Source organism: Streptomyces sp. NPDC005438 (genome assembly GCF_040606315.1).
In the GTDB taxonomy this organism is placed as follows: domain Bacteria; phylum Actinomycetota; class Actinomycetes; order Streptomycetales; family Streptomycetaceae; genus Streptomyces.
On sequence record NZ_JBEXEP010000002.1, the window covers coordinates 172899 to 199441 of the forward strand.

At 71.7% G+C, this 26543-nt stretch carries 29 protein-coding genes; 19 read left to right on the plus strand and 10 right to left on the minus strand.

The features are described 5' to 3' along the window. Positions 1-87: 87 nt before the first annotated feature. From ABZT14_RS05520 to ABZT14_RS05535, 4 genes are all read right to left on the minus strand, one after another. Positions 88-1368 (minus strand): aromatic acid exporter family protein, encoded by a 1281-nt coding sequence (locus ABZT14_RS05520; RefSeq protein WP_356297453.1) that lies wholly within the window; start codon positions 1366-1368, stop codon positions 88-90. A 218-nt stretch (positions 1369-1586) separates the two neighbouring features. Further along, positions 1587-2912 carry an FAD-dependent monooxygenase gene (locus tag ABZT14_RS05525; RefSeq protein ID WP_356297455.1) on the minus strand — a complete coding sequence of 442 codons (1326 nt, stop codon included), beginning with the start codon at positions 2910-2912 and terminating at the stop codon, positions 1587-1589. 149 nt (positions 2913-3061) lie between these two features. Next, a complete protein-coding gene (locus ABZT14_RS05530) occupies positions 3062-3730 on the minus strand; it encodes an alpha/beta fold hydrolase (RefSeq protein ID WP_356297458.1) in 669 nt (222 codons plus the stop codon). Further along, complete coding sequence (locus ABZT14_RS05535) at positions 3727-4104, minus strand: hypothetical protein (RefSeq protein WP_356297461.1); 378 nt, start codon at positions 4102-4104, stop codon at positions 3727-3729. Before ABZT14_RS05535 ends, ABZT14_RS05530 begins: the two co-directional genes overlap by 4 nt. 235 nt (positions 4105-4339) lie before the next feature. Between ABZT14_RS05535 and ABZT14_RS05540 the strand changes: the two genes are divergently transcribed. Beyond that, on the plus strand, positions 4340-5170 hold the full coding sequence (locus ABZT14_RS05540) for an aldo/keto reductase (protein WP_356297464.1): 831 nt from the start codon (positions 4340-4342) through the stop codon (positions 5168-5170). Positions 5171-5406: 236 nt separating this feature from the next. Then, positions 5407-6597 carry a crosslink repair DNA glycosylase YcaQ family protein gene (locus ABZT14_RS05545; protein ID WP_356297467.1) on the plus strand — a complete coding sequence of 397 codons (1191 nt, stop codon included), beginning with the start codon at positions 5407-5409 and terminating at the stop codon, positions 6595-6597. A 4-nt stretch (positions 6598-6601) separates the two neighbouring features. On the opposite strand, the gene ABZT14_RS05550 is transcribed toward ABZT14_RS05545, so the two are convergent. Further along, positions 6602-7507, minus strand: coding sequence for a LysR family transcriptional regulator (locus tag ABZT14_RS05550; RefSeq protein ID WP_356297470.1), 906 nt, complete (start codon positions 7505-7507; stop codon positions 6602-6604). 109 nt (positions 7508-7616) lie between these two features. On the opposite strand from ABZT14_RS05550, the gene ABZT14_RS05555 reads away from it, so the two are divergent. Beyond that, on the plus strand, positions 7617-8636 hold the full coding sequence (locus tag ABZT14_RS05555) for a DMT family transporter (RefSeq protein ID WP_356297473.1): 1020 nt from the start codon (positions 7617-7619) through the stop codon (positions 8634-8636). 70 nt (positions 8637-8706) lie between these two features. Beyond that, on the plus strand, positions 8707-9063 hold the full coding sequence (locus ABZT14_RS05560) for an immunity 51 family protein (RefSeq protein ID WP_356297476.1): 357 nt from the start codon (positions 8707-8709) through the stop codon (positions 9061-9063). 142 nt (positions 9064-9205) lie between these two features. On the opposite strand, the gene ABZT14_RS05565 is transcribed toward ABZT14_RS05560, so the two are convergent. Then, positions 9206-9589: a metalloregulator ArsR/SmtB family transcription factor gene (locus ABZT14_RS05565; RefSeq protein ID WP_356297479.1), complete on the minus strand. Its 384-nt coding sequence runs from the start codon at positions 9587-9589 to the stop codon at positions 9206-9208. A gap of 77 nt (positions 9590-9666) precedes the next feature. Between ABZT14_RS05565 and ABZT14_RS05570 the strand changes: the two genes are divergently transcribed. The 13 genes from ABZT14_RS05570 (at position 9667) to ABZT14_RS05630 (ending at position 19327) form a co-directional block, all read left to right on the plus strand. Continuing rightward, on the plus strand, positions 9667-10095 hold the full coding sequence (locus ABZT14_RS05570; protein WP_356297481.1) for an ArsI/CadI family heavy metal resistance metalloenzyme: 429 nt from the start codon (positions 9667-9669) through the stop codon (positions 10093-10095). Positions 10096-10246: 151 nt separating this feature from the next. Continuing rightward, entirely contained in the window at positions 10247-10582 is a 336-nt protein-coding gene (locus ABZT14_RS05575) for a metalloregulator ArsR/SmtB family transcription factor (RefSeq protein ID WP_356297484.1), read from the plus strand. Positions 10583-10584: 2 nt separating this feature from the next. Then, a complete protein-coding gene (locus ABZT14_RS05580) occupies positions 10585-11295 on the plus strand; it encodes a cation transporter (RefSeq protein ID WP_356297487.1) in 711 nt (236 codons plus the stop codon). Positions 11296-11433: 138 nt separating this feature from the next. Further along, a complete protein-coding gene (locus tag ABZT14_RS05585) occupies positions 11434-11808 on the plus strand; it encodes a hypothetical protein (RefSeq protein WP_356297490.1) in 375 nt (124 codons plus the stop codon). A 166-nt stretch (positions 11809-11974) separates the two neighbouring features. Further along, positions 11975-12181 (plus strand): zinc ribbon domain-containing protein, encoded by a 207-nt coding sequence (locus ABZT14_RS05590; RefSeq protein WP_356297493.1) that lies wholly within the window; start codon positions 11975-11977, stop codon positions 12179-12181. 143 nt (positions 12182-12324) lie between these two features. Further along, positions 12325-12882, plus strand: a complete 558-nt coding sequence (locus ABZT14_RS05595) for a hypothetical protein (protein ID WP_356297496.1) — start codon at positions 12325-12327, stop codon at positions 12880-12882. Between the two features lie 325 nt (positions 12883-13207). Further along, positions 13208-13930, plus strand: a complete 723-nt coding sequence (locus ABZT14_RS05600; RefSeq protein WP_356297499.1) for a hypothetical protein — start codon at positions 13208-13210, stop codon at positions 13928-13930. Positions 13931-14071: 141 nt separating this feature from the next. Then, positions 14072-14782, plus strand: a complete 711-nt coding sequence (locus ABZT14_RS05605) for a hypothetical protein (RefSeq protein WP_356297502.1) — start codon at positions 14072-14074, stop codon at positions 14780-14782. A gap of 291 nt (positions 14783-15073) precedes the next feature. Beyond that, the gene (locus tag ABZT14_RS05610; protein ID WP_356297505.1) at positions 15074-15631 is read left to right on the plus strand and encodes a hypothetical protein; all 558 of its coding nucleotides are present in this window, start codon (positions 15074-15076) and stop codon (positions 15629-15631) included. A gap of 403 nt (positions 15632-16034) precedes the next feature. Further along, entirely contained in the window at positions 16035-16514 is a 480-nt protein-coding gene (locus ABZT14_RS05615) for a hypothetical protein (protein ID WP_356297507.1), read from the plus strand. Positions 16515-16596: 82 nt separating this feature from the next. Beyond that, positions 16597-17943, plus strand: coding sequence for a hypothetical protein (locus tag ABZT14_RS05620; protein WP_356297509.1), 1347 nt, complete (start codon positions 16597-16599; stop codon positions 17941-17943). Beyond that, positions 17940-18530, plus strand: coding sequence for a hypothetical protein (locus ABZT14_RS05625; RefSeq protein ID WP_356297511.1), 591 nt, complete (start codon positions 17940-17942; stop codon positions 18528-18530). Before ABZT14_RS05620 ends, ABZT14_RS05625 begins: the two co-directional genes overlap by 4 nt. A gap of 47 nt (positions 18531-18577) precedes the next feature. Then, positions 18578-19327, plus strand: coding sequence for an ATP-binding cassette domain-containing protein (locus ABZT14_RS05630; RefSeq protein WP_356297514.1), 750 nt, complete (start codon positions 18578-18580; stop codon positions 19325-19327). 87 nt (positions 19328-19414) lie between these two features. Here the strand turns inward: ABZT14_RS05630 and ABZT14_RS05635 are convergent, their stop codons facing one another. The 4 genes from ABZT14_RS05635 to ABZT14_RS05650 all read right to left on the minus strand — a co-directional run bounded on the left by ABZT14_RS05635 (position 19415) and on the right by ABZT14_RS05650 (position 23541). Next, positions 19415-19669 carry a DUF6199 family natural product biosynthesis protein gene (locus tag ABZT14_RS05635; protein WP_356297517.1) on the minus strand — a complete coding sequence of 85 codons (255 nt, stop codon included), beginning with the start codon at positions 19667-19669 and terminating at the stop codon, positions 19415-19417. Between the two features lie 714 nt (positions 19670-20383). Further along, on the minus strand, positions 20384-22060 hold the full coding sequence (locus ABZT14_RS05640; protein ID WP_356297519.1) for a phospho-sugar mutase: 1677 nt from the start codon (positions 22058-22060) through the stop codon (positions 20384-20386). Positions 22061-22204: 144 nt separating this feature from the next. Beyond that, a complete protein-coding gene (locus tag ABZT14_RS05645) occupies positions 22205-23029 on the minus strand; it encodes a purine-nucleoside phosphorylase (RefSeq protein WP_356297522.1) in 825 nt (274 codons plus the stop codon). Between the two features lie 74 nt (positions 23030-23103). Further along, positions 23104-23541 (minus strand): gamma-glutamylcyclotransferase, encoded by a 438-nt coding sequence (locus tag ABZT14_RS05650; RefSeq protein WP_356297524.1) that lies wholly within the window; start codon positions 23539-23541, stop codon positions 23104-23106. 100 nt (positions 23542-23641) lie between these two features. On the opposite strand from ABZT14_RS05650, the gene ABZT14_RS05655 reads away from it, so the two are divergent. Continuing rightward, a complete protein-coding gene (locus tag ABZT14_RS05655) occupies positions 23642-25105 on the plus strand; it encodes an NAD(P)H-quinone dehydrogenase (RefSeq protein WP_356297527.1) in 1464 nt (487 codons plus the stop codon). A 235-nt stretch (positions 25106-25340) separates the two neighbouring features. Beyond that, positions 25341-26369: a DeoR/GlpR family DNA-binding transcription regulator gene (locus tag ABZT14_RS05660; RefSeq protein WP_356297529.1), complete on the plus strand. Its 1029-nt coding sequence runs from the start codon at positions 25341-25343 to the stop codon at positions 26367-26369. Positions 26370-26543: the final 174 nt, after the last annotated feature.

The window sequence follows — 26543 nt, forward strand, 5'->3', positions numbered from 1 at the left end:
CGTGTAGCTGCGTGGGTTCCCGTGCGTCGGAGGGGCAAACACGTGGGATGACCCGCCTCGGAGGGTCGACGGCGGGTCGCCGTCCGGTCACCCGCTGTGCCGTGGGTGGTCCAGTTCGCCGGAGCGTTCGGCCCGGTGTACGGAGTGTTGGAGGACGTCGCAGGCGTGCTGGGCCTCGGCCATCAGCCGGGTGGCTTCGGCGAGCAGGATGCCGTACGGGCGGGAGGGGTCGCTGAGGGGGAGGCTGGTGTGGCGGCTGTGGTCGTCCAGGGCTTCGCGTTTCTCCTGGGCGGCTTCGGCGGCCTGGCACAGTTGTTTGGCCTGGGTGGTGAGGTGGTTCTCGTCGAGGGAGGCGAACAGTTCGGTGATCCGGGTCAGGGCCCGGAGCAGTGCGGCGTACTCGCGGAGGAAGGGCCGGAGGTTCGCGGTGTCCTCGTCGGCCTCGTCGGCCTTGTCGGTCTCGGTGTGCTCCTCGCGCGGCCACTGGTGCAGCGCCCGGGTCATGGAGGTGACCTGGTGGGTGACGCGTTCGAGGGCGTTGACGAGTTCCTCGTAGCCGGAGAAGTCCCGGTGGCGGTGGCGGGGGAGGAGCCGGCGGGGGTTGTAGTGGTGGCTCTCCTCGGCGGTGTGCAGCGCTGAGCGTGCCTGGGTGACGATGGGGACGAGTGCGGCGGCCTGTTGGCGCCAGCGTCGGCTGAGTTCCTCGTCGGGCGGGCCCTCGCGCAGGGTGCGTTGGATGTCGTCCAGTCGTGCGCCGAGGGCCTGGGCGAGGGTGTGGATGCTGCGTTCGGCGCCTCGGTAGCGCATGGGCGGGAGGAGGGTGATGTTGACCAGTACGCCGATGCCGCAGCCGATGACGACCAGGCCGATGATCTGGCCCAGTTGTTCCAGCCGGGGGAGGGTGCCGGTGGCGGAGACGTAGGTGGAGAAGGCGAAGAAGGCGGCGGTGGGGACCTGGCCGCCCTGGGTGCCGAGGGGTTGCCAGCGGCCGATGACCATGGCGATGAGGGTGACCAGGGCGAAGGTCAGCAGGTCGGGTCCGGCGAGGAGGCCGAGGGCGCCCTGGATGGCGACGCCGGCGCAGGCGGCGGCGACGTACCGCAGGGACTGGGCCAGCGACTGGTAGACGGTGACCTGCATCATCAGTACGGCGGAGAACGGGGCGAACGCGGGGGAACGGGCGGCGAGCAGGTCGTGGGCGACGAACCAGGAGGCGGTCGCGGCGAGGGTGCTCTTGCCGACGAGTTCCAGGGTGTACCGCTCGTGCCCGGCGGCGGTAACCGCGCGGTTCAGCCACTGTCGGGCTCGTGCGGTGCCGGGTGCGGCCTCGGACTGTCGTACCGCGCTGTCGGGCGGGGTGGGGCTCATCCCGCTGTCTCCCTTCGCCGTGCCGTGGGTCCTGGCGCGGCGGGATGGCCGGGGTGACCCGGGGGCACGGCCCGTCCTCCCCGCCGCGCCTGCCCGGGTGCCCGCCGGCGGGCGCTGGGGAACATCGAGGTCCCGCCGGGGGGCCACCGGACACCCCCCCCGCCGGGGTGGCGCCCGGCGGGGGGGAACTGGTCGGTGCCCTACCGGAGTTGCCCGCCCTACCGGAGGGCGGCGGCGCGCTGGTCGCGCAGGGCCTGGGCGACCCGGTACAGGAAGCGGGGTTTGCTGAGGGTGTTGGGGTGGGCGTGCATGTGGAGCACTTCCATGAAGCGGGCGTTGACCCAGGGGTCGGTGATGCTGGCCTGGGCGATGAGTTCGCCCGTCTTCTTCAACAGGGGGTAGCCGCGCGGGTAGGGGCCGTCGACGGTGGGTTGGGCGAGGTCGGGGACGGCGGAGGACCGCCAGGCGGCGTCGACGACGACGGCGGTGTGGTCGAAGTAGCGGCGGGCGGGGCGGTGTACGTCCCGGCCGCTGCGCAGGAAGCTGTTGAGGCAGGAGGCGTGCAGGGCGGCGCAGGTCATGCCCTGGCCGTAGACGGGGTTGAAGGAGGCCATGGCGTCACCGACCACGACGAGTCCTCCGGGGAAGCGGTCCAGCTTGGTGAAGTGCCGCCGCATGGAGTGGGTCATGGTGTAGGTGTCGACGTCGCTGAGGGGTTCGCAGTGGTCGGCGATCTCGGCGAAGGCCGGTACGGCGGAGTGGTGACAGCGCGCCCGGAACTCCTCCAGGGTGTTGCCGGGGCGGTCGGGGCCGTATGCGGCGAGGACCATCATCCACTGCTGGTCCTCCACGGCGGTGATGGCGCCGATGGCGGGGGTGGGCCGGCCGGGTTCGGGCGGTCCGGGCAGGGCGTGCACGGTCTTCGTGTCGGGGAGTTCGTCGCCCCGGCGGAAGGTGACGGTGGCGTATCCGAGGTCGATGCGCATCCGCTCCACCTCGGGGGCGGGCCAGCCCTGTTCCTCCAGCCAGCGGCCGAGGCGGCTGGAGCGGCCGGTGGCGTCGACGACCAGGTCGGCGGTGAGGGTTTCGCGGCTGTTGTCCTCGGTGCGGTAGCGCACGCCGGTGACGCGTCCGCCGTTCGTCAGCAGGCCGTCGGCCTTGCCGGTGACCATGGTGACGCCCCCCTCGCCCAGGACGCGTTCGCGGACGCGGGTCTCCAGGAGTCTGCGGGTGGTGCCGATGATCTCGAAGCCGGGGACGGTGACCTTGCGCACCGGGCCGGTGTAGGCCTGGGCCTCGTCGCCGGAGGCGATGACGGCTCCGTGCTCCTGGAGTTCCTTGGTGAGTCCGGGGAACCAGCGTTCGGCGAGGGTCTGGCCCATGCCGAGCAGTACGTGGACCTGGCCGGCCTGGGGCACTCCGGGGCGTGCCCCGCCGGTGGGGTGGGCCTCGGGTTCCACCACGGTGACCCGGGCGTGGTCCCGTAGGACACGGGCGGCGAAGAGCCCGGCGATACTGCCTCCGAGGACGATGGCGTGCTGCACGGTCGGCTGCCCCCTGTGGTCGTGAACGGCGTGGTTCGGGCTGAGCCTATGTGTCCAACGCCCGTCTGTCGGCGGGGGGTTGGGAGCTGGCGCAGGTTGGCTGGTATCCGTCCCCCGCCGACCACCCCAGGGGGTGCCGAACGGTGCGCCTACGCCTCGGCGGAGGTCTCCAGTTGTCGGGGGAGGGGGCTCAGGCCCAGCAGGGCGCTGACGCCGCCGGTGGCCAGGGCGTGCCAGTCGCGGGCGTACCGGAGCATGGTGTGGCCGCGTCCGGGGAGCAGCAGGAACCGGGCGTCGACGCCGTGGGCCACCGCCCGGTCGACGAGGGCGCGGGACAGGTCGGGGTCGGTGACCTTGTCGTGGTCGCCGTGCAGCACGATCACCCGTCGTCCGGCCAGTTGCTCCACCGGGTCGGTGGGTGGGCACCAGGGGGCGAGGGCGACGACGCCGGTCACTCTCGGGTGGGCGGCGGCGTGGAGGGCGGCCCGGCCGCCCAGGGAGTGGCCGAGGAGGACGACGGGGACGGGGCCGAGGCGTTCTCCGAGTTCCTCCAGGGCGTGGTGGGCGTCCAGGACGGGGTCGGCGCGGTCGCCGTTCCAGCCTCGGTGGCGGTAGGTGACGTGGCCGGTGGCGATGGGGTGGGGGGCGGTGGCGCGGCGTACCGCGCGGGCGAAGGGGGCCATGCGGATGCCGGGCCAGTTGGGGGTGGGTGGGGGTTCGAGGGCGTCGGCGCGGCCTCCGTGGAGTACCAGGACGGCGCCCTCGAACCGGCCGGCTTCCGGGTCGCCGTGGGGGTGGGTCAGTCGGAGTCGGCTCATCGGCGGTCCCGGGGGGTGGTGAGGAGTCCGGCGACGGACAGGGAGGCCCAGCCGACGGAGACGGCGACGACCTTGGCGCGGCGTCGCCGGTCGGGGAGGGTGCCGCCGAGGAGGGCGGCGTCGCCGAGGTCGGCGGCGATACGGACGGCGGTGGCCAGGCGGAGGGCGGGGCCTTCGGGGGCGAGGGCCATGGCGAGTCCGCTGGCGGCGTCGCGCCAGCCGAGGGGGCGTAGGGAGGCGGCGACGTCGGGGTGGGTGTCGCCGTGGCGGTCGGTGAGCCCGGAGGGGGAGGCGAGGAGGTGGGGGCGGGCGGCGACGGCCAGCCCGTAGAGGGCGGTGGCGGTGCCTACCGCGCGGAGCAGCCCGGTGCGCATCGGGTGACCTTTCTGTGGGTCGTGCCGTGGGGTGTGGTCGGGGTGGTCACGGTGGTCTCCGGCGGGCGGGCCGTTGTGGGGGCAACGGTCGTCGGGGTGGGCCTGTTCCCGGTTCCGGGTCCGTTCCCGGGTTTGGGGGTACGCCGGAGGGTCATCCCGGTTTCCGGGAACAGTTCTCGCACCCTGGCGCCTTGGGTACCTGTGAGAGCTGAGCAGAGAGATGAGGGGAGACCTGATGAGTGAGACGATCACCCTTGGCGGTGACCTGACGGTACGCCGCTCGGGCTTCGGGGCCATGCGTCTGACGGGCCCGGGGGCGTGGGGCGAGCCGGAGGACCGTGCCGGGGCGATCGCGGTGGCGCGGCGGGCGGTGGAGTTGGGCATCGACTTCGTCGACACCGCGGACGCCTACGGTCCGGGGAACAACGAGGAGCTGTTGGCGGAGGCGCTGCGCCCGTACCCGGAGGGTCTGGTGATCGCCACCAAGGTGGGCCAGGCGCGGCCGGGGCCGTGGGAGTGGGTGCCGTTGGCGCGCCCGGAGTACATCCGCCAGCAGGCCGAGTTGAGCCTGCGTCGGCTGGGGCTGGAGCGGATCGACCTGTACCAGCTGCACCGTATCGATCCGCAGGTCCCGTTGGCTGAACAGCTGGGCACCCTGGGGGAGTTGCGGGACGAGGGCAAGGTGCGGCATCTGGGGCTGTCGGAGGTGACGGTCGCGGAGATCGAGGAGGCGCGGCGGCACATCGAGGTGGTGAGCGTGCAGAACCGCTACAACCTGGTGGACCGTGACCACGACCCGGTCGTGGACTACTGCGAACGGGAGGGGATCGCGTTCATCCCGTGGCAGCCGGTGAAGCTGGCCGAGCTGGACTCCGGGGGTGAGGGGCTGGCCTCGGTGGCCGGGGAGTTGGGGGTGACCCTGGCGCAGGTGGCGCTGGCGTGGCTGTACCACCGTTCGCCGGCGATCCTGCCGATTCCGGGCACCTCCTCGGTGCGGCACCTGGAGGAGAACCACGCGGCCAGTGAACTGAGCCTGTCCAAGGAGCAGTTGGCGCGGCTGGGCTGAGCGGTTCGGGCGGCGGGGCGTGGGGCGTGACGGCCCCGCGCCCCGCCGCTGGCGTTGCCGCCCGGCCCCCCGTGTCCCTCTGCCGGTGGGTGGGGGGCCGTGGTGAACGTGGGCTGACCGGCGGGCGCGGGCGTGGAGCCGCCTCGGGGCGTCCCCCACCGTCGGGTGGTCCTGTGCCGGGGCGTGTCACCCGGGGGAGGGTTACGTTCGGGGTACCGAGGGACGAGGGGTGAGCGATGGAGCGGGTCGAGGTGCCGCGCGAGCGGGTGCTGGCGTACCGGGTGGCCGCCCAGGGGCTGGACCGCGCCCCCGCTGACGCCGCCCCCGTTGCTCCGGCCCCCACCAGCCCGAGCCCCGACCCCGCCGACCCGACGGCCACTGACGCCCTCACCGGCCCGACCTCCGGGGTGCTGGGGCTGGGGGTGCAGGACACGCCTCGGGGCTCGGCCCGGTTGGCGCTGGCCGCCCGGGGCGTGGACTCGGAGGGGCTGGTGCCGGTGTGGTCCTACCGTGGGGCGCCGTATCTGCATCCGGCCGCCGAACTGCCGTCGCTGGCCTCGGCGTTGTGGCCGTTGGACGGGCCGGACGCGGTGGCCCGGATGGTGAACCCGCCGTCGCCGGAGGCCGCCGCGATGGGGGTGGAGGCCTACCGTCGTACGGCTGAGGCGTTCCGCGAGGTGGTCACCGGGCCGATGCCCAAGGGCGAGGCCAGCGCGGCGGTGACCGCCCGGGTGCCGTCGTCGCTGGTGGTCTGGTGTGAGCGGTGCGGGGCGCGGCACGTGGCCCAGCCGCTGTTCCTCCAGTCGTCGCTGCCCGGCGGGGTGCGGCTGGACGGGGAGGTGCCGGCCACCCTGGTTCCGGTGGGGGCGCCGTTCCCGGTACCGGAGGCCGCGCGGGGTACGGCGGGGCTGGCCGAGCGGTATCTGCGGTTGCTGGGGCCGGCCCGTCCGGCCGAGGTCGCCGCGTACTGGGGCACCCGGCCCGGCGTCGTACGGGAGGTGTGGCCGGAGGGGCTGGTGGAGGTGACGGTGCGGGGGCGGCGTCGTTGGCTGCCGGGCGACCGGCTGGACGCCCTGCGGGGCGCGGAGCCTCCGGGGCCGGACCGGGTGCGGCTGCTGCCGCCGGGGGATCCGCTGCTCCAGGCCCGGGACCGTGACCTGGTGCTGCCTGACGCGACGGCCCGGAAGGCGCTGTGGCGTCCGGTGGGTGGCCCGGGGGCGTTGTTGTCGGGGGCGGAGGTGGCCGGGGTGTGGCGGGTGCGGGCGGTGGGGCGCGCTGGCGGGGGCGCCGTGGAGGTGACGGTCTCCCCCTTCGCGCGGTTGTCGGCCGCCGCGCGCCGTGGGGTGGAGGCCGAGGCCGAGCGGGTGGCCCGGGTCCGGGGCGCGGGGGAGGCCAGGGTGCGGTGGGAGGATCCGTCGGGGCCCTGAGCGGTCAGTCCGGGGGCGTGGTGGCCCGGTTCACCAGGATCTCCACACAGGCGCGTACCGCGGAACGGGCGGAGCCGGTGGTCGTCCAGGCGGCCTTGATCTCCCGTCGCAGCCGGGGCCGTATCGGCAGGAACCGTACTCCTTCGGGGGCGGGCCGCTGGCCCATCTCCGGCAGCAGCGCCACGGTCAGGTCGCGGGCCACCAGGGACAGCTGGGTGGCGAACTCGGTGACGGTGTACCGGATCTCGGGTTCGCCGCTGGCCGCCCGTACCGCCTGCACCAGCGCCTCGTACGGTTCCGTACCGGGCGGGCAGCTGGCCCACACCTGGTCGCCCAACTCCTCCAGGGCCACCACCTCGCGGTCCGCCAGCCGGTGGTGGACCGACACCGCGAGGTGGACCTCCTCTGTCGCCAGTGTGCGGGTGGCCAGCCCGGCCGGGAGGGCCAGGGGCCGGTTCACCCAGCTCTCCACCAGCAGCAGGTCGAGGTCGCCCCGGGTCAGCATCGGCACGATGTCCACGGCCTCGCCGTCCACCAGGGTGGGGGTGAGCCGGGGGTGTGCCTCGGTGAGCGCGGCCAGGGCGTCCGGCAGCAGGGCGCGCAGCGAGCTGCTCACCCCGCCCAGTCGGAGGGGGCCGAGGACCTCTTCCCCGAGGTCGGCGAGGTCCGCCTCGGCGGCGGTGGCCTCGGCGACGACCCGGGCGGCGTGGTCGGCGAGTACCCGGCCGGCGTGGGTGAGCCGTACGCTCCGCCCGTGCGGTTCCAGCAGCCGGTGCCCCGACTCCCGTTCCAGGCGGGCCAGTTGCTGGGAGACGCCGGAGGGGGTGATGTGCAGTACGGAGGCGGCCCGGGTCACCGAGCCGTGGACGGCGACGGCGTGCAGGGCCCGTAGGCGTTCGAGGTTGAGCACGGGGTCACGGTGGCATGGGGTGGGCCGGCTGTCCATGAAGCTGTGCTTACGGCTATCGCTGACGAATCGTCGCTGTACCTTCCGGGTCGGCCGGTGCACAGTGAGAGCCATGTCCACCACGCCTGACCGGGTCGCCCCGGGCGGTCGGGAGCGCTCCAGCCCATCTCGCCGCACTCCGCCCGGTCCCGCGCTGATGATCGTCGCCGGGGCCGCCAGTACCTCCTCCTCGGGGATGTTCATCAAGCTCGCGGAGGTCAACGCCGGTACCGCCGCGTTCCTCCGCTGCGCCCTGGCCCTGCTGGTCCTCGCCCCGTTGGCGCTGGTGGAGTACCGCCGGCTGGGACCCCGCCCGGCGCGGCTGCTGGGCTACGACCTGGCGGCCGGCGCGCTGCTGGGCATCGACTACGTGTGCTGGGTGCACAGCATCCACGCGTTGGGCGCCTCCATCGCCACCCTGCTGCTCAACGTCCAGCTGGTGGTCTTCCCCCTGCTGGTCCGCGCGATCACCGGCGTCCGGCTGGCCCCCCGCTTCTGGCTGACCGCCGCCGTACTGCTGACCGGGGTGGCCCTGGCCGGCGGCGCCCTGGGCAACCCCGAGCGGGGCAGCGACCCGGCCTCCGGGGTGTTCTACGGCGCCGTGGCCGGGGTGGCCTTCGCCGGGTACCTCCTCTTCGTACGGCTGGGCGGTGACAGTGGTACGGGTCCCGCCCGCCGGCCCCACACCGTGCTGCCGCTGTGTGTCGCGACCTTCGCCGCCGCCGTGTCCACCGCCGTACTGGGGGGCGCCTGGACCGGGATCGACCTCAACCCCGGCTGGCCGGCCTGGGGTTGGCTGATACCGATGGCCCTGCTGGGGCAGGTGCTGGCCTGGCTGCTGATCAACCCCGCGCTGGCCCGGCTGCCCGCCGACAAGGGCGCCGCCCTGCTGCTCCTGCAACCGATCCTCGCCCTCTTCTTCGGCGTCGGGTTCCTCGGCGAGCGGCCCAGCCTCACCCAGTACGCGGGGTGTGTGCTGGTCGTCCTCGCGGTCTGGCGCACCAGCCGGGGCACCACGGTCACCCCGACGCGAACGGTCACCACCTCCCGCTCCTGGTTCCGCCGCTCCTTCCAGGACGGTTCCCCCCGGTAGCTCGGGGGCCAGCGGCCGAACCGGCCCGGGCCGGGGGCTGGTTGTCAGTGGCGGCTTCTAGGGTCGCCGCATGACCGATCGCGAGACGTTCCAGCCGCTGGTGTTCTTCGAGTACGACCACAAGCCGGGCCACTACTGCCTGATGCTCACCGAGGACGCCATGTTCGCGGTCGCGGACGTCTTCGAGGAGCGGGGGTACGAGTGCAACGGCTACGCCTGGGCGGGCGTGGCCAGGTCGGCGGTCCGGGCGCGCGCCCCCGAGCTGGAGGACCGCTTCGGCTGCGACCCGGAGGCCGGCATGTTCGTGGCGTACGGGGAGGACGCCGAGGCCCTGCGCGCCCTGGGCACCCTGTTGCGGGAGGCCTTCGAGGACCGGGCCGTCCTCCGGGGGTTCGTGGAGGCGGGTGACCCGGACTGGTTCGACTAGCGGGTCCCCGCGCCCGGGGCCCGGTCTCGCCCTCGCCGCCGGTCGCCCGTCGTCCGCGCGGTCGGGTACGTGGTCAGGGGTGCCGCCCGGGGCCCGGTCTCGCCCGTGGTGGGGGTGCCCCGGGGGTGGTCCCGCCGGGTTGTCAGGGGGTCGGGTGGGGCACCGGCCGGCCGGCGGGGCGGGTGAGGATCGCCGCGAGGCGGTCGGTCATCTCCGGCCGCAGCCGGTAGTAGACCCAGGTGCCGCGTCGTTCGGCGTCGATCAGGCCGGCCTGCCGGAGCAGCTTGAGGTGGTGGGAGACCGTCGGCTGGGCGAGGTCGAAGGCCGGGGTCAGGTCGCAGACGCACACCTCGCCGCCGGCGCGCGAGGCGATCATGGACAGCAGTCGCAGCCGTACGGGGTCCCCCAGGGCTTTGAACACCTTGGCGAGCACCTCGGCCTGGTCCTCGTCCAGGGGCGCGGTCAGCAGTGCGGGGCAGCAGTCCGGCCCGTCGACCCCGACCAGCTCAGGCTTCTGTTTCGACATGCTTCTATGTTGACGTTTCTCGATCCAGGGCGCAAGGTTGTATCGACGGTTATCGATACAGCGCCGGGAGGCCAGTCATGCCCCGTGTCCAACTCGCCCTACGGGTCGCCGATCTCGAACAGTCGGTGACCTTCTACTCCAGGCTGTTCGGCGCCGAACCGGCCAAGCGCCGCCCCGGCTACGCCAACTTCGCCCTCACCGAACCCCCGCTCAAGCTCGTCCTCATCGAGGGCGAACCCGATCGGGAAACCCGCCTGGACCACCTCGGCGTGGAGGTCGAGAGCGCCGAACAGGTCGCGGCGGCCACCGACCGCCTGAAGCGGGAGGGGCTGGCCACCTTCGAGGAGAACGACACCTCCTGCTGCTACGCCCTCCAGGACAAGGTCTGGGTGCACGGCCCGGGCCGCGAACCCTGGGAGGTCTACGTCGTTAAGGGTGACGCCGACGCCATGGCGAAGACCTCCACCACGGGTGCCGCCGCCTGCTGCGCCGGCACCGAGGGGTGAGGGGGAGTCGGTTCCACGCGCCGAACTCCGTGCCGCCGGGCCGGAGTTCGGCACCCGCCCGCCGTCCCCTCTGAGGGTGGGTGACCCGGGTGGGCGACCGGCGCGAGAGTACACCGTCTCCTGAATTCAGAAATCGGTGTACTCTCGCGCCATGCTGACTCTCGCCTCCGACATCGAGGTACTGGCCCGTTTCGGCAGAGCGCTCGCCGATCCGATCCGCTGCCGAATCCTGCTCGCCCTGCGCGAGGGACCGGCCTACCCGGCCGACCTCGCCGACGCCCTCGACGTCTCCCGCACCAGGCTCTCCAACCACCTCGCCTGCCTGCGCGACTGCGGCCTCGTCCTGGGCTCGCCGGACGGACGCCGTACGCGGTACGAACTGGCCGACCAGCGCCTGAGCCACGCCCTCGGCGACCTCCTGTCGGCGGTACTCGCGGTCGAGACCGACCGGACCTGCCCGGACGCCGACACCCAGGGGTGTTGCTGACCATGCCGTCGGTCCCCCTGGAGCTGTCGTCCTCACGCAGGGACGTACTCACCCGAAGGGTGCGCCTGTTCGTCGCCGCCACCATCACCTACAACGTGATCGAGGCGGTCGTCGCCCTCACCGCCGGCGCCATGGCCTCCTCCACCGCCCTGATCGGCTTCGGCCTGGACTCGATCATCGAGGTCTCCTCGGCCGCTGCCGTCGCCTGGCAGTTCTCCGCCCGAGACCACGCCGTACGGGACTCCAGGGAACGTGTCGCGCTACGCGTCATCGCCTTCTCGTTCTTCGCGCTGGCCGCCTACGTGACCGTGGATGCCGGGCGCGCGCTCCTCGGCACCGGGGGGGCGGACCGTTCGACACCCGGCATCGTGCTGGCCGCGCTGTCCCTGGCCGTCATGCCCTTCCTCTCCGCGGCCCAACGCCGCGCGGGACGGGAACTCGGCTCCGCCTCCGCGGTGGCGGACTCCCGGCAGACCCTGCTGTGCACCTACCTGTCGGCGGTACTGCTGGCCGGCCTGGTCCTCAACGCCACTCTCGGCTGGTCCTGGGCCGACCCGATCGCCGCCCTGGTCATCGCCGCCGTGGCCGTCAAGGAGGGCCGCGACGCCTGGAAGGGCGACGGCTGCTGCGCCGTCCCGACCTCGACGGGAACCACCGCGCCCGGCAGCGCGGAACCGTCCGGCTGCCACTCCGGCTGCCCCTGCTGTACGTGAGCGGTGGCCCCCACCCTCGCCGCCGGGCCCGGCTGGCCGTTGGCGGGTGTCGCGGGAAGGCAGGGGTTGAGGCCGCGACCACTCGGGGAAGGGGATCCGGTACGACGACCGACTCAAAGAGTGGGGGAGTACGGGGCCATGGCGAGGAAGCGGCGGCTGACCCGGGCCCAACGTCGGGAGCGCCGTGCCGCCCGGCCCGTCGCCGGCCTCTACGGGGTCATGGCCAGGGACGCCGGGGCGGGCGGCTGGGTCGGGCTGTACCTCTGTTACGCCCACTCCCCCGAGGAGGCACGGAACCGCGAGGTCGCGGCGGGCTTCCACAAGCGGGGCGTCGAGGCACGGTGGACGCCCGGCCACCCACCACCCCACCAGCCGCCGGATGTCGGGCCGGACGACGACCACTGGTACCGCAGCCGTCTGGAGGACGCCGGCTGGACCCCGTGGGAGCGGCTGCCCTCCGACTACCGGCACCCACCCCAGGGGCTGGCGACCATCGACCCCTCGGCCCGCTGACAGTGGTGAGCCGGCTTGCCCTTCGGCGGGGCTCCAGAGAGGCCCTCGCCCCCTCCGTGTCACGACCCTGCACTACGTCACCAGGGGTACGGACCGCCATGACAGGCTGGAGTCGACGTTGTCCGGTCGCCCCGGCCGTTGAGGTCGGGCCACTGAAGGGGTGCGTGTGCGGGTCTTCCTGGGAGAACGCCAGGTCCACTGCCAGTTCTGTCAGCACGACAGCTTCGACCAGCGCGAGGTGAAGCTCAACACCACGGGGATGAGCCTGCTCAACCTCGACTGGGCCAACAAGTCCGCGGTTGGCCTGCTCTGCAAGGAGTGTGGCTACGTCCACATGTTCATGAACGACCGCCTACGGTTCATCCGCGAGTAGCGGACAGCGTCACCCCGACCCCAAACTCCCCGCCCCGTACGACAGTTGGCCTCCCGTAGGGGCTGGCGGCCCGCGTCCCGCTCCGTAGACTCCGCCGAGGGGACGCCGGGCCCCACCCGTACGCCCGGCCACGGGGAGGCGACGTGAGCGGGCGTAACCCGGAGGCGGCGGCCCGGAGCCGGGCCGGACGCCGGCAGATGCTGCTGGCCTGGAGCTTCCTGGCCCTACTCGTGGTGGGCGCCTTGCCCTACGCCTGGGCCCTCGGCGCACCGACCCTGGTCCTGGTCCTGATCGCGGTGTGGGTGCTCCCCGCCGGATGGATGGCCGTCGACCTGTTCGCCGTGGCCTGGCGCGGAACCCCCGACCCCCTCCCCGAGAAACAGCTGGTGACGGTCGTCGGGCACACCCGCTCCGCCCTGGAGCACCAGGCCGAACTGGTCCGGGTGGAGTGGGAGGTGGGCGGCGAACGTCTCACCTCCACCCTCGCCGACCTCGTCCACGAGGACCACCTCCCCCGGTTCCGGGTCGGTACCCAGTGGTGGGTGCACCCCTTCCCCGACAGCCAGGCCCGCGTCGTCCTGGCCGCCGACCACGACGACGTGCTCCGCGACGGGTACGACCTCTCCGGTGTACGCGCCGGAGCCGAAGGCGGCGGCACCCCCGGCTACGGCTCCGAACTCCGCCCACCCCACCCCGACTGAACCCCCAGTCCGCTCGGTACTTCCCCGTCTCCTCGCGGAGGAGCGAGCGTTCACCCGATCTGTAGCATCTGCTGTCGCCGTACGTGTCCGGGCGCTTGCGAGGGGTGGAACAGGTGAGTTGGGCGGGACCGTCGTGCCCTGGCAGTCCCGGCTCAACTGACCGCGTTCTGCCGGTGGTCGGGACGGTTCAGGGCAGCTCGTAGGGGATTTCAGCAGCCGATGGAGCGGTCGGAAACTTCTGGGTGGCTTTGTCGGCTGGCGTGGTGCTTCGACAGGAAGCGCTCGCTCCTCGCGAGGGCAGCGAAGTGAGTACCAAGGGGGGATCGTGACCAGATTTCAGACGGCCGTTGTCATGTCAGTGGCGTTTTCCATGCTGGGGATGGCGGGGTGCGGTCAGGGCGAGGCGAAAAGCTCTGGAAGGCGTACATGTGAACAGGCTCTCGGGGAGGAGGCCGTCGAGTGGGCCGAAAAGGAAAGAGGTATCGACACGTACGAGGCGCGTTCGGATTATTGGAACGTGAAGGATGCCGTAACGGGTCTGAAGAAAACACTGGCGAGCCGAGAGTTGGATCCGACCAAGAACATGCCCTTCCGTGCCAACGTGTGCAGAATGTGGCCCGAGGGTTATTCCTGGAGGGATACGCAGCTCCATTGGGAGGAAGTGCAGCACGATTTCGGGGACGCTGTAAAATCGGAAAAGAGGGAAATGGAGGACTACCGTGTCTCCTCGGATGGTAGAGCGTACCCGTATCGGTACAGGCGTCTGAACCCCGATGTCCTGGCGATATTCAGGCCGGTTGCCGGAGGGGGATTTCTGTACGCGGTGCAGGTGAGGTGTGAGGTGTCCGGTGCCCGCTCCCGTCAGAAGGAAGGCGCGTTCCGTGTGACCTCTACCGATTTGCGTTCCGTGAAACCCGACGGGTCCAATAATTTCCGCCTCGTCCTGAGTTCCACGCGTAAGCTGGTGAAGTCGGTCAACTGCCTGAACGGGCCCGATATTCCCGAGAAGGTTCCGGCTGCCATGCGCCATCCGAATCCCGCGCGCTGACTTCCCGGCCTTGTCGAAGGTGTCTTGGCCGGGCATCCGCGCACGTCGAAAGGCAGCCCGAAGGAAGCGGGTGAGGCCCAGATGGGCGCGTATGCCTTGCTCACTGTTTCTGATGGTTCTTGGCGAAGGTGATGGTGTTTTATGAGACGTGTGAGTGCGGCGGTCGTGTTGATGTCGTTGCTGATGGGGGCAACTTCGGGATGTGGAAAAGAGAAGGCCGAGGTTGACCCGGCGGAGGAGCGTTGCAGGGGAGCGCTGGGGGGCGACGCCGTTTCCTGGATGGATTCGATTGGCGCGAAGGATTATCGCGCTTCAAGATACGACGATCTGGATATCGTCGGGAACACGCTGAAAGGAATGCTCAGAACATGGACGGGGCGGGAGAACAGTGGTGATCTGAATTACTGGCGTGACGTGTGCGATATGAGTTCGGATACTACTGGGAAAGACGTCAGATTCACCTGGGGTGAGTCGAGATACGCCTTCAGCGAGACGGTCAAAAAGGAGAAAGAGGTCCTCTCCAGGCTCACCCGTCGCGATACCGACCCGAAATCGAAGCCTGATTACCGTAGTTCACGAGTGAACTCTGACGTACTGCTGACCTTTTTGCAGCAGGATTCCCGTGAGGTACCTTTCTATCGTGTCTACCTCCGGTGTGCGGTGCCTGGGGCACGGGACAGCCAAATCGACGGAGACCCCGTTGCTGTGGGAGCGATCGGTGAAACGGGTTCCCGCCTGGACGGTAAGAACGTATTTCGCCATCTGTTGCGGTCCGCCCGATTGTTGGCGAAGAGGCTCGACTGCCAGAACAAGCCGCAGATCCCCACGAAGGTACCGGCGTCCATGCGGTGAAGGAGCTGTGACCGGTGAGGGCCGCTCACGTGCCCGTGCGGAGGTCGACTTCAACGGACCCACCCCGCCGTTGCCGGGTCGGGGTGTGTGGGCTTCGGGGGAGCGAGGAGCCCGCAAGTGGGCGCTGCCAGCGTGGAGGTGACGGGGTGTCATACCCCAGGTGTGGGCGTAACGGATCATGAACGCCTCGGTAGGCACCTCATCAGGTGGCGTGTGCCCTGAGCTGTGGAGAGGGGCCGGGGTTCGGTGATCTTCTGGTCACGTTCCGTTTTTCCAACCACAGGAGATCGTGTGTCCAGGACGACAAAGCTGACCTGCCGGGCGTTGGCTGTCGCCGCCGTCACGGCCGCCGCACTGGCTCCCGCCGTCGCGGTGGCGGACGAGATCGGGCGGGTGCCCACCGGTACGGAGGTGTTCGTCGACCACGTGCAGACCGGGGAGCATCTGACGCCCAACGGCTTCGCCTCGACACCGACCGGCATCGTCGACCTCTGGGAGGACCACAACGGCGTGGTCCTGGACACCGAGAAGTGGGTGTACGAGTCGGTGGGCGGCAGCACCTCCACGTTCCGCATCAGGAACGCCGGCGGCGACGTGTGCCTGGAACCGGACCGGGTGGAGAACCGCAAGTACGTCGGCACCAAGACCTGTTCGGCCACCAACAAGCAGCAGTGGTGGGAGCTGCACGGTACGGACACCGGGGTGCGGAACGGCTTCACCATCCGCCCGTACAACGACACCTCTCTCGCGATCACGCCCAACAGCGTGCCCACCGGCAACGACCACCCCACGGTGCTGTCGCCGGTCGGTGACTACCACAACCAGGTCTTCCGCAACCGTCCCGCGTAACGCGGTGGACGATCCGACGTACCGACACCGGCCGCCGCGCGTCCGGGACCGGCGACGGTCAGCACTGGTCCCCTGAACCCGTGCTGACGGCCCGCCCCGCCCGGACACGAGCCCCGAACTCCTCCCGCACACAGAGGAGTTCGGGGCTCCGTGGTGTGCGGTGTCAGGCACCGGCGAGTCGGAATCGGCGGGTGAACGTCCGGTGAATCGGGATCAGCTGTGCTCGGGCCTGTCATGTCCTAGCTGACATGAGGCGGTCCACGGATAGTGCTCCCCATTTCCCCAAGTGCGTGAGGAAGCCGAGACTTCACAGGGGAATAGTTGAGGAGTAGGCGGGTGAGCTCTGCATCAGACCGTCTCTACGCTCGCACCACGAGATGAGTGATGGCGCGATGAAGAGGGGATGCGTCTGATGTTGAGTCGTAGGAGAAGGGCTCGTGTTGGTTTGGTCGCGGGGGCGGTGGCAATTTCATCTTTCGGTGCCGTTCCGACTGCTAGTGCAGTTGAGGGGGAGAGGAGCACTCCTTCGTTCACGGGAACGTACTGGACGAGCAAGATGTATGACGTTCTAACAGGGTTCGAGTCCCGAAGGTGGCGTGACGGTGGCTACTCCGAGGTTCGCTTCAAGGGCTGCTCTGTGTCGGGCGGACCGGACAAGTCCACAGTTGTTGATCTTCAGCGGGTCCGTACCGCATGGCCCGACACGCACAGCAGAAAGACATACAAGGCGTGTTTCAAGTCCAGTACTTCCAGCTCCAAGGGAGAGTGGCACAACCTCAAGAAAGGTTCCTACTACTTCCGCATCGACAAGATCAATGGTAGATCCGGTGGGTTGGCACTCACCGTGAGGAAGGTGGTCGTGGACAGCACCAAGGCAGACTGAGGCCCGCCTCGGTGGGAGGTGGTGGGAAGCCGGTGGCCGGCTTCCCACCACCACTGAGTCCAAGTACGGAACGGGGAGCGTCATGAACCCAGGTACACGGTTACGTACCAGCAGCGCGTTGTGGGCCGCGCCGATCGTCCTCGGGCTGTCGGTCTTCTACGCGGTGCACGTCTTCGGCCTCGACTACCCCTACTCCCGGTCGGCCCTGCCGTACGCGCCCGAGGTCGTCTCCTTCGCCCTGGAACCCTTCTACGGCCTGGGGTTCGCGGTGGTGGCCGCGCTGTCGGCCTGGGAGGCGGGACGCCTCGGGAAGGACGGGGTGTGGGAGTTGGCGCCGGTCCGCAGCCGGTACCGGGTGGCCTTCCAAGCCCTGTGGCCGGTACTGGTGCTGGGGTGGCTGATGCTGCTTGTCGCGGTCGGGGCGGCGCTCGTACGGGAGGGGGTCGCGCCCACCCTGGACGCGCTCCAGTTCCCGTGCCTGGCGGCGCTGTTGGACGTCGCCTACTGCGTGATCGGTTTCGCGGTGGGCCTGTGGGTCACGCGGTTGATCGCCGCCCCGCTCCTCGCGGTCGGGGTCTTCTACCTGGTCGCGTTCGCGGGCGCGGGGCAGTTCAGCGAGGGCGGCGCCGACTGGACCCGTCATCTGTCCGGTTCGCCCTCCGGTTTCCTGTCCTACGGGGAACTGGCCACCTGGTCCTCGCTCGCCGCGCACCTGCTTCCGGCCGCCGGTGTCGCGGCGGGCCTGGCCCTGGCCTGGGGGCCGGGCCGGACCGGGCTGGTCCGCGCCACGGCAGTGGTGGCCGCCTGCGCGGTGGCCGTCGGGGCCTTCGCCACCGCCTACCGGCTCGCCGCCGACTGGGGCGCCACCGCGCCCGTCGCCCGTGCCAGGGTGCTGGTCGACTGCGCGGGCGAGGCGCCCCGGGTGTGCGTGCCCCGGGAGTCCGACCTCGCCCCGGCCGAAGCCCGACGGGTCGTCACCGAGGTGGTCACCGCCCTCCGGGAGGCGGGGGCCGGACCACGGACCCCACGGCGGGTGACGGACTCCCTGGTGGACGACAGTCACCGGATCACGGACGGGGAGTGGCACCTGCCTCTGACCGAGGCGGACCGTGACGGCGCCCTGCGCTACCGGGTGTACCGCACGGCGGGCAGGTTGCCGTGCGCCAAGCCCCGGCCGGCGGACGCCTCCGCCCTGCGGCTGTGGCAGGCGCACCAGGTCGGCGAGGAGCGGCGCTACCTCAGGGCGCTGAGGGGCGAGGTGATCGACCCCGGCGGTGACCGTGAGCTGGCCGCGCTACAGAAGGCCGAGGACGCGAGGGTGGGCGGGGTGAAGGCGCGGGTGGCGAAGGTGCTGGAGTGGTCGGACACCCGTCAGCGTTCCTGGTACCGCGCGACCCTCGACCGGGTCTGCGGAGGGGGTGCCCGGTGAGGTGGTGGATCAAGGCCCGCCGTGCCCACACCGTACTGCCGGGCCTGTTCGTACCGTTTGCGCTGCTGGCACTGCTGTGGCAGGACACCGAACTGGACCTGCCCTCGTTCCTGTCGGGCACCCTGCCGGCGCCGATCAGTGCCCTGACCCCGCTGCTGCTGTGTTCGGCGTTGGCGCTGTGCCTGGACTCCCGGCTGCCGGCCGCCGAGGAGACGGCCACCCGGCCGGTGGTGTGGATGGATGTGGCGCTGGTTCTCGCCACGGTGCTGGGTGCCCTGTTGACCGGGTTCCTGGCCCGGGCCTTGGGCAGTGTCTACACCGGTCCCGGGCTCGGCCGGGACACCGCCTTCCTGGTGGGGCTGATGCTGCTGGTCCGGTCGGTGGCCGGTTCCCGGGCCGTACTCGCCCCGGTGGCCTGGGGGTTCGTGGTGCTCTTCCTGGGGCGCGGGCCGGGGGGCCACGTCCACTTCTGGACGGTTCTGTTCCGCCCCCTCGCTGACCCGGTCGCCGCCACCGCCGCGTTCCTGGCCCTGGCCTCGGGGCTCGCCGCCCTGCTGGCCAGGCCCGGCACACCCACCGAGAAGTGAGTACGACCGACATGTCCATGGCCGCCAGAGCAGGGGAGTCCGACTCCATGACGTTGACACTGTCCCGGTGCACCTACGGATACGGCTTCCGGGCCCGCCCCGTCCTCGAACGGTTCGACTACGAGCTTCCCGAGGGGCTCACCGTCCTCCTCGGCCCCAACGGCGCCGGCAAGACCACGCTGCTGCGGCTGGCGGCGGGGGTCACCCGGCCGAGGGAGGGGAGCGTCACCTTCGACGGCGTGGCCTCCCGGCACCGGGAGTACCGGGCGGCCGTGGCGTATCTGCCGCAGCGGGTCACGGCCATGACCGGACTGACCGCCCGGGAACAGGTCGCCTACACCGGGTGGTTGAAGGGCATGAGCCGGCGGGACGCCTGGGAGGCGGCGGCCCGTGCCCTGGGCCGGGTGGACCTCACCGACCAGGCCGACACCCGGGCCGCACGGCTGTCGGGCGGGCAGCTGCGCCGGGTCGGTGTCGCGTCCGCCCTGGTGCACGGCGCCCGGGTGCTGTTGCTGGACGAGCCCACCGCCGGCATGGACCCGCACCAGCGGCGGGTGTTCCGGGACGCGCTCGGTGCCCTCACCGGCGACGTACGGGTGTTGCTGTCCACCCACGACGTCGCCGACCTGGCGGAGGAGGCGCGGCAGGTCGCCGTCCTGCGGTCGGGTCAGCTCGTCTACCAGGGCTCCACGGAGGGTTTCCTCGCCCACGCGCCGCGGGGCACCGCTCCCGGTCGCCGGGCGGAGGCCGCGTACACCGCCCTGGGGGTCGGCCCCGGCGCGGTGACGGCCGGCTGAGGGCCCGCCCGTCTCGGACAGGAGCCCCGAACTCCGCCCGTACGAGGGGGAGTTCGTGGGGTCCGGGTCACCCCTGTCGTGTCCGGGTCAGATGTGCCGGAAGAGCATCCACACGACGACGGCGAGGAAGACCACTCCCGTCGCGCGCTGCATCGCGTAAGCCTTGCGGGTGGGCTCGGTCGCGTCGGGATCCTTCACCCACCCGCGCTGAAGTCGACGGTTCAACCGCCACAGCAGTTGCGGCCGTATCACCTGAATCAGGCCTACGACGAGGAACACGCACAGCAGGGCGAGGAGGACAGGGCTGGGGGCGCCCGACGCGGACGCGACCCGCTCTGTCACACCATGATTCATGGACCCTCGCGTGCCCGGAGAAGTGGTCAGGAAACCCGTCGACGCGGACGGCCGGGGAACCCGCCCCCGATCCGCGACAAGTGGCGGGCGCCGGCCACGAGTTGTGGCGACCGGAGGGGAAGGCCGTCTTGTGGCGACCGGAGGGGAAGGCCGTCTTGTGGCGACCGGAGGGGAAGGCCGACGGCCCGAGGACTGCTCGTGGGAGGAGGCCAGGTCGCTGCGGCGCGCGGGGGAGGGGACGCGGCCACATCCAGACGCGGGTGCGGCGTCGATGGCGCAAGGTTCCGACGACGTCGACGACGCTCGGTCGCATAGGGCGCCCCCCCCGTGTCGGCAGCTGCCCGCCGGGGGCAGCCACAACAGGCGCGTGGGGCGACCGCGACAAGTTCGCGGCTGGGGACGCCTCCCCGGGCGCCGTTTCCGGTCGCCGGGCGGGGGCCGCCTCCACCGCCCTGGGGGTCGGGGGATGGCCCGACGCCGCGCGGAGCCGCGTCGGTCAGCCCACACTCGCTCCGACCTTCCCGCCGACTCAGCCAGCCACGGGCGAGCCAAGCCACCCCCACCCGAAGGGGGCCGCGTGGGCGGGACGACACCGGGACTGGCCCGGCGCGGTGGCGGCCGGCTGAGGGCCCGCCCCGTCTCGGACAGGAGCCCCGAACTCCTCCCGTACGAGGGGGAGTTCGGGGCTTGGTGGGGTCCGGGTCAGATGCCGGCGGCCTGGGCGATCTCGGTACGCAGCCGCTCCAGGGACTCGGTGGCCACCTCGCGCGCCCGGGGGAGGCCGTCGGGGGAGGACACCGGGACCACCACCTCCAGGTAGCACTTGAGCTTGGGCTCGGTGCCGCTGGGCCTCACGATCACCCGGGCCTCGCCCACCTCACCGGTGCCGGCCAGCCGGTACCGCAGTCCGTCGGTGGGCGGCAGGGGCGCCGACCCCTTGCTGAGGTCCTCGGTGGAGGTGACGGTGAGCCCGGCGAGCCGGGTCGGGGGGCTGGTGCGCAGCCGGGTCATGGCGTCGGCGATCAGGGACAGGTCCCGTACCCGTACCGACAGCTGGTCGGTGGCGTGCAGTCCGTGCTCCACCGCGAGCCGGTCCAGCTCGTCGGTCAGCGAACGCCCCGACTGCCGTAGTCCGGCGGCGAGTTCGGCGATCAGCAGGGCGGCGCTGATGCCGTCCTTGTCCCGTACCGAGGCGGGGTCCACGCAGTAGCCGAGGGCTTCCTCGTAGCCGTAGCGGAGGTTTTTCACCCGAGAGAGCCACTTGAATCCGGTCAGCGTCTCCTCGTACTCCAGTCCCGCCCGCTCGGCGATGCGGGACAGCAGGGAGGAGGAGACGATGGTGGTCGCCAGGGTGCCCTGGGCGCCGTGGGACACCAGGTGGCTGGCCAGCAGGGCGCCCACCTCGTCGCCGCGCAGCATCCGCCAGCCGGCCTCGCTGTCCGGTTCCGGTACGGCCACCGCGCAGCGGTCCGCGTCCGGGTCGTTGGCCAGGACCAGGTCCGGGTGGGCCGCCCGGGCCGCCGCGAAGGCCAGGTCCATCGCGCCGTCCTCCTCCGGGTTGGGGAAGGCGACGGTGGGGAAGTCCGGGTCGGGGTCGGCCTGTTCGGCGACCGCCAGCGGGGTCGGGAAGCCGGCCCGTTCGAAGGCGGCCACCAGGGTCTGGCCGCCCACCCCGTGCAGGGAGGTGTGCACCACCCTCAGGTCACGTGAACTGTCGGGGGACAGCACCGCGCCGGCCGCCTCCAGGTAGGCGTCCACCACGTCCTCGCCGAGGGTCTGCCAGCCCTCCTCGGCACGCGGTACCGACTCCAACGCCCCGACGGCCTCGATCTGTTCGGCGATCCGGGCGTCGGCGGGCGGCACGATCTGGGAGCCGTCGCCGAGGTAGACCTTGTAGCCGTTGTCCCGGGGCGGGTTGTGGCTGGCGGTCACCGTGACCCCGGCGACCGCGCCCAGGTGGCGGATGGCGAAGGCCAGTACGGGGGTGGGCAGTGGACGCGGCAGCAGGGCGGCCCGCAGCCCGGCGCCCACCACCACGGCGGCCGTGTCCAGGGCGAAGTCCCAGCTCTTGTGGCGGGCGTCGTAGCCGACCACCACCAGTCCCGGCTCCCGGTCCTCGGCGGCGCCGTGGCCCTGGAGCAGCAGGTAGCGGGCCAGTCCGGCGGCGGCCCGGATCACCACCACCCGGTTCATCCGGGTGGGCCCGGCTCCCAGTTCCCCGCGCAGTCCGGCGGTGCCGAAGCGCAGGGTGCCGGCGAACCGTCGGGTCAGCTCCTCCCGGTCGTCGGCCTGGAGGAGGCCGTCCAACTCCGCCCGGGTGTCGGGGTCCGGGTCCTCGGCGAGCCACGCCTGGGCCTGTGCGGTGAGGTCATCGAGCACGGTGATCCGCCTCTCGCGTCGACGGGGGTGGATGGGAGGTCGTGGGGGGGTACGGAGGGCCGCTCGCGGCCCGGGGCGGGCCCGTACCGCGTCCGCCGACCGTAACGCCGGCCGGGTCCGGTACGGGGCAGGCCCCGCCGGGGCTCACACCCGGCGCAGCACCTTGGCCAGCAGGGCGCCCATCCGGCTCGCCGAGTCACGGCCGGCCTGGAGGACCTCCTCGTGGTTGAGGGGTTCGCCGGTCATGCCGGCGGCCAGGTTGGTGACCAGGGAGATGCCCAGCACCTCGGCCCCGGCCTCGCGGGCGGCGATGGCCTCCAGCACGGTGGACATCCCCACCAGGTCGCCGCCCAGCCGCCGCACCATCTCGATCTCGGCGGGCGTCTCGTAGTGCGGGCCGGGGACCTGGACGTAGACCCCCTCCTCCAGGCTGGAGTCGATCTCCTGGCACAGGGTGCGCAGCCGGGAGCTGTAGAGGTCGGTCAGGTCGACGAAGTTGGCGCCGAGGATGGGGGAGGTGGCGGTGAGGTTGATGTGGTCGCTGATCAACACCGGCTGGCCGGGGCTCATGCCGGCGCGCAGACCTCCGCAGCCGTTGGTCAGCACCACGGTCTTGCAGCCGGAGGCCACGGCCGTGCGGACGCCGTGGGCGACGGCCGTGACGCCGTGGCCCTCGTAGTAGTGGGTGCGGCCGAGGAAGACCAGGGCGCGCTTGTCGCCCAGCCGGTAGGAGCGGATCTTTCCGGCGTGGCCGGCCACCGCGGGTGGGGGGAACCCGGGGAGTTCGGTGACGGCGAACTCGCGCTCGGGTTCACCCAGGGCATCGGCGGCCGGAACCCAGCCGGAGCCCATCACCAGGGCGACGTCGTGGCTGTCGGCGCCGGTCAGCTCGCGGAGCCGGTCGGCGGCGGTGGCGGCGTTGTTCTGGGGTGTGGGGGGGCTTTGGTTCCCGGAGACTGATGCGTTCACAGGGCGAGGCTACTACGCGCGTAGAGCTGCGCGTAGGGGGCGTGCGTGACGAGGCGATTACATCCCCGGGCCCCTCAGCACGGGCGCTTGCGCAGCTCCATCACGTAGTCGTGCGGGGCCCCCGCCGACTCGGCGGCGTCCGCGACCTCGCCCAGGTACCGGGCCGAGGGGAGCCCTCCCTCGTACCCGTTGAGGACGTAGCACCAGGCCGGTTCCTCGCCGTCGAGGGTGTGCACCCGGATCCGCATCCGACGGTAGATGTCCAGGCCCACCCCCTCCCAGCGGTCCATGGCGTCCTCGTCCATCGGCGCGATGTCGTACAGCGCGACGAACACCTCGGAACGCGGCGCCTCCACGATGGTGGCCAGGGCGCCCTCCCACCCCATGTGCTCGCCACCGAAGGTCAACCGCCAGCCGGTGACCCAACCGGTGCCGCGCAGGGGCGAGTGCGGGGCGCGGCGGGACATGAGCCGCGCGTCGAGATTGCCGGCGTACGCGGCGTAGAGCGACATGCCCTTGAGGGTACGGGAGAGGACCGGCCCGTCACCGTGATCCGTGGCATCCACGGGGGTCGCCGCGAGAGTCGGGCGGGCGGTAAGGGACACTTGTTCCGTGACTCGGATCGTGATCATCGGTGGTGGACCAGGCGGCTACGAGGCGGCGCTGGTGGGGGCTCAGCTCGGCGCGGAGGTCACGGTGGTGGACCGTGACGGCCTCGGCGGGGCCTCGGTCCTCACCGACTGCGTGCCCTCCAAGACCCTGATCGCCACGGCCGAGGTGATGACCAGCTTCGACGCCTCCTACGAGGAGTTGGGCATCATCGTCGAGGACGACACCCCCCACATCGCGACCCCGGCCCGGGTGGTCGGCGTGGACCTGGGCAAGGTCAACCGTCGGGTGATGGGGCTGGCCCAGGCGCAGTCGCGGGACATCAGCACCTCGGTACGCCGGGCCGGCGCCCGGGTGGTGCGGGGGCGGGGCAGGGTCGAGCCGCACCAGGGGCCGGACGGTTCCCGTGCCGTGGTGGTGGACCTCGCCGACGGCGGGGAGGAGCGGCTGACGGCGGACGCGGTGCTGATCGCCACCGGGGGGCACCCCCGGGAGATCCCGGACGCCAAGCCGGACGGTGAGCGCATCCTCAACTGGACGCAGCTGTACGACCTGAGCGAGCTGCCCGAGGAACTGATCGTCATCGGTTCCGGCGTCACCGGGGCCGAGTTCGCCGGCGCCTACCAGGCGTTGGGGTCCCAGGTGACCCTGGTCTCCTCCCGGGACCGGGTGCTGCCGGGGGAGGACCCGGATGCCGCCGCCGTGCTGGAGGACGTGTTCCGCCGCCGGGGCATGAACGTGATGGCCCGCTCCCGGGCCGCCTCCGCCCGCCGGGTGACCCGGAAGGTCAACGGCGAACTCCGCGAGGGCGTGGAGGTGGAGTTGCAGGACGGTCGTACGGTCACCGGAAGCCACGCGCTGGTGGCGGTCGGCGCCATCCCCAACACCTCCGGTATCGGCCTGGAGGAGGCCGGGGTCGCGCTGAGGGACTCCGGGCACATCCGTACCGACCGGGTGTCCCGCACCTCGGCCCCCGGGATCTACGCGGCCGGTGACTGCACCGGCGTCTTCGCCCTCGCCTCGGTGGCCGCCATGCAGGGGCGGATCGCCATGTACCACTTCCTGGGCGACGCGGTGGGGCCCCTCAACCTTCGTACGGTGTCGGCGAACGTGTTCACCGACCCGGAGATCGCCACCGTCGGCTACTCCCAGGCGGACGTGGACAAGGGCAAGATCGACGCCCGGGTGGTGAAGCTGTCGCTGATGCGCAACCCCCGGGCCAAGATGCAGGGCATCCGGGACGGCTTCGTGAAGCTGTTCTGCCGTCCGGGCACCGGGATCGTGGTGGGCGGCGTGGTCGTCGCCCCCCGGGCCAGCGAGCTGATCCACCCCATCGCCCTGGCGGTGGACCTCAACCTGACGGTGGACCAGTTGGCCAAGTCCTTCACCGTCTACCCCTCGTTGTCCGGTTCGATCGCCGAGGCCGCGCGGCAGTTGCAGTCCTTCAAGGTGTCCGAGGAGGCCTGAGCCTCCCGGCCGGCTCCCGGACCGGTCAGCGCTGAACCGACGGTGTCCCGCGGGGTGTTGACCCCTTCGTGGCCTCCCGTCCGAGGGTCCGTGACCGCGCTCCCGACCGGTCGGACGCCCCCGGCACGCATCGGGTAACTCGCCCATAGCACATCGCCCAGGACGGATCGCCCAACTTCCGAAAACTGGCGCAAAGAGCGGAAGCGGGGCACGGACTGGCGTTACTGTCGGTTCCGTGTTCGCTGCAGAACGTCGTCAATTGATCCTTGAAATGGTGCGCGCCAACGGAGCGGTGTCGCTCCGTGAGCTCGCCCGTGTCGTCCAGACCTCCGAAGTGACCGTACGGCGTGATGTGCGGGCCCTGGAGGCAGAAGGACTTCTCGACCGTCGACACGGCGGTGCCGTACTCCCGGGCGGCCTCAGCCGGGAGTCTGGTTTCCCCCAGAAGTCCCATCTCGCGACCGCCGAGAAAACGGCGATCGCGGATCTCGCGGCCGGCCTCGTGGAGGAGGGCGAGGCCGTGGTGGTGGGTGCCGGCACCACCACCCAGGAACTGGCTCGCCGGCTCGCCCGGGTTCCCGGGCTGACCGTGGTCACCAACTCCCTGTTGGTGGCGCAGGCCCTGGCTCACGCCAACCGGGTCGAGGTCGTCATGACCGGCGGCACCCTCAGGGGTTCCAACTACGCCCTGGTCGGCAGTGGAGCGGAGCAGTCGCTCCAGGGCCTCCGGGTCAGCCGGGCCTTCCTGTCCGGGAGCGGACTGACCGCCGAACGCGGCCTGTCCACCTCCAACATGCTGTCGGCCAGCGTGGACCGGGCACTGGTGCAGGCCGCCTCCGAGGTGGTCGTGCTCGCCGATCACGGCAAGCTGGGCACGGACACCATGTTCCAGACCGTGCCCACCGACGTGATCACCCGGCTGGTCACCGACGAGCCGCCCCCGGGTGACGACCGTGCCGCCGCCGAACTCCAGGCCCTGGCCGACCAGGGTGTACGGATCGCGGTGGCCGGTTCCACCAAGGGGCCGGACACCGGGGGCCGTCCACGGGACGGGGCCGGCCGGCCCAAGGAGGGCCACCGGCCACGGCAGTTGGCCGAGGGCGAGGGCCGGCGCGACCTGCCCCTGCCCGGACCGAGGCGTACCCGTCTGCCGGGCGGTGCCCCCGCTCCGTACGGCAGGCCCACGGGCTCGCACGGTACGGACGAGGGGCAGCCGGGCCAACCCCCCGGCCGGATCGCGGACCTGGCGCCCCGGCGCCGGTAACCGTCGGGCCTGCCGCGCCCGGTCGGGATCGGTCGGAGCCGGTGGACCGGTCACGGCGACGGCCCTGGGCGTTCCCCCCCTTCTGGTGGGGAACGCCCAGGGCCGTATGCCGCTGTCCGCCAGGCGCCGGGGCCGCCGGCCCCGAGGTCCGGCGTACTCGCCGGACCGGTCGTG

Excerpts from the sequence above, each read along its gene's own strand:
- ABZT14_RS05520 (WP_356297453.1), bottom strand. The coding sequence starts at position 1,368 with ATGAGCCCCACCCCGCCCGACAGCGCGGTACGACAGTCCGAGGCCGCA.
- ABZT14_RS05530 (WP_356297458.1), bottom strand. The coding sequence starts at position 3,730 with ATGAGCCGACTCCGACTGACCCACCCCCACGGCGACCCGGAAGCCGGC.
- ABZT14_RS05535 (WP_356297461.1), bottom strand. The coding sequence starts at position 4,104 with ATGCGCACCGGGCTGCTCCGCGCGGTAGGCACCGCCACCGCCCTCTAC.
- ABZT14_RS05540 (WP_356297464.1), top strand. The coding sequence starts at position 4,340 with ATGAGTGAGACGATCACCCTTGGCGGTGACCTGACGGTACGCCGCTCG.
- ABZT14_RS05545 (WP_356297467.1), top strand. The coding sequence starts at position 5,407 with ATGGAGCGGGTCGAGGTGCCGCGCGAGCGGGTGCTGGCGTACCGGGTG.
- ABZT14_RS05555 (WP_356297473.1), top strand. The coding sequence starts at position 7,617 with ATGTCCACCACGCCTGACCGGGTCGCCCCGGGCGGTCGGGAGCGCTCC.
- ABZT14_RS05560 (WP_356297476.1), top strand. The coding sequence starts at position 8,707 with ATGACCGATCGCGAGACGTTCCAGCCGCTGGTGTTCTTCGAGTACGAC.
- ABZT14_RS05565 (WP_356297479.1), bottom strand. The coding sequence starts at position 9,589 with ATGTCGAAACAGAAGCCTGAGCTGGTCGGGGTCGACGGGCCGGACTGC.
- ABZT14_RS05570 (WP_356297481.1), top strand. The coding sequence starts at position 9,667 with ATGCCCCGTGTCCAACTCGCCCTACGGGTCGCCGATCTCGAACAGTCG.
- ABZT14_RS05575 (WP_356297484.1), top strand. The coding sequence starts at position 10,247 with ATGCTGACTCTCGCCTCCGACATCGAGGTACTGGCCCGTTTCGGCAGA.
- ABZT14_RS05580 (WP_356297487.1), top strand. The coding sequence starts at position 10,585 with ATGCCGTCGGTCCCCCTGGAGCTGTCGTCCTCACGCAGGGACGTACTC.
- ABZT14_RS05585 (WP_356297490.1), top strand. The coding sequence starts at position 11,434 with ATGGCGAGGAAGCGGCGGCTGACCCGGGCCCAACGTCGGGAGCGCCGT.
- ABZT14_RS05605 (WP_356297502.1), top strand. The coding sequence starts at position 14,072 with ATGAGACGTGTGAGTGCGGCGGTCGTGTTGATGTCGTTGCTGATGGGG.
- ABZT14_RS05615 (WP_356297507.1), top strand. The coding sequence starts at position 16,035 with ATGCGTCTGATGTTGAGTCGTAGGAGAAGGGCTCGTGTTGGTTTGGTC.
- ABZT14_RS05620 (WP_356297509.1), top strand. The coding sequence starts at position 16,597 with ATGAACCCAGGTACACGGTTACGTACCAGCAGCGCGTTGTGGGCCGCG.
- ABZT14_RS05630 (WP_356297514.1), top strand. The coding sequence starts at position 18,578 with ATGACGTTGACACTGTCCCGGTGCACCTACGGATACGGCTTCCGGGCC.
- ABZT14_RS05650 (WP_356297524.1), bottom strand. The coding sequence starts at position 23,541 with ATGTCGCTCTACGCCGCGTACGCCGGCAATCTCGACGCGCGGCTCATG.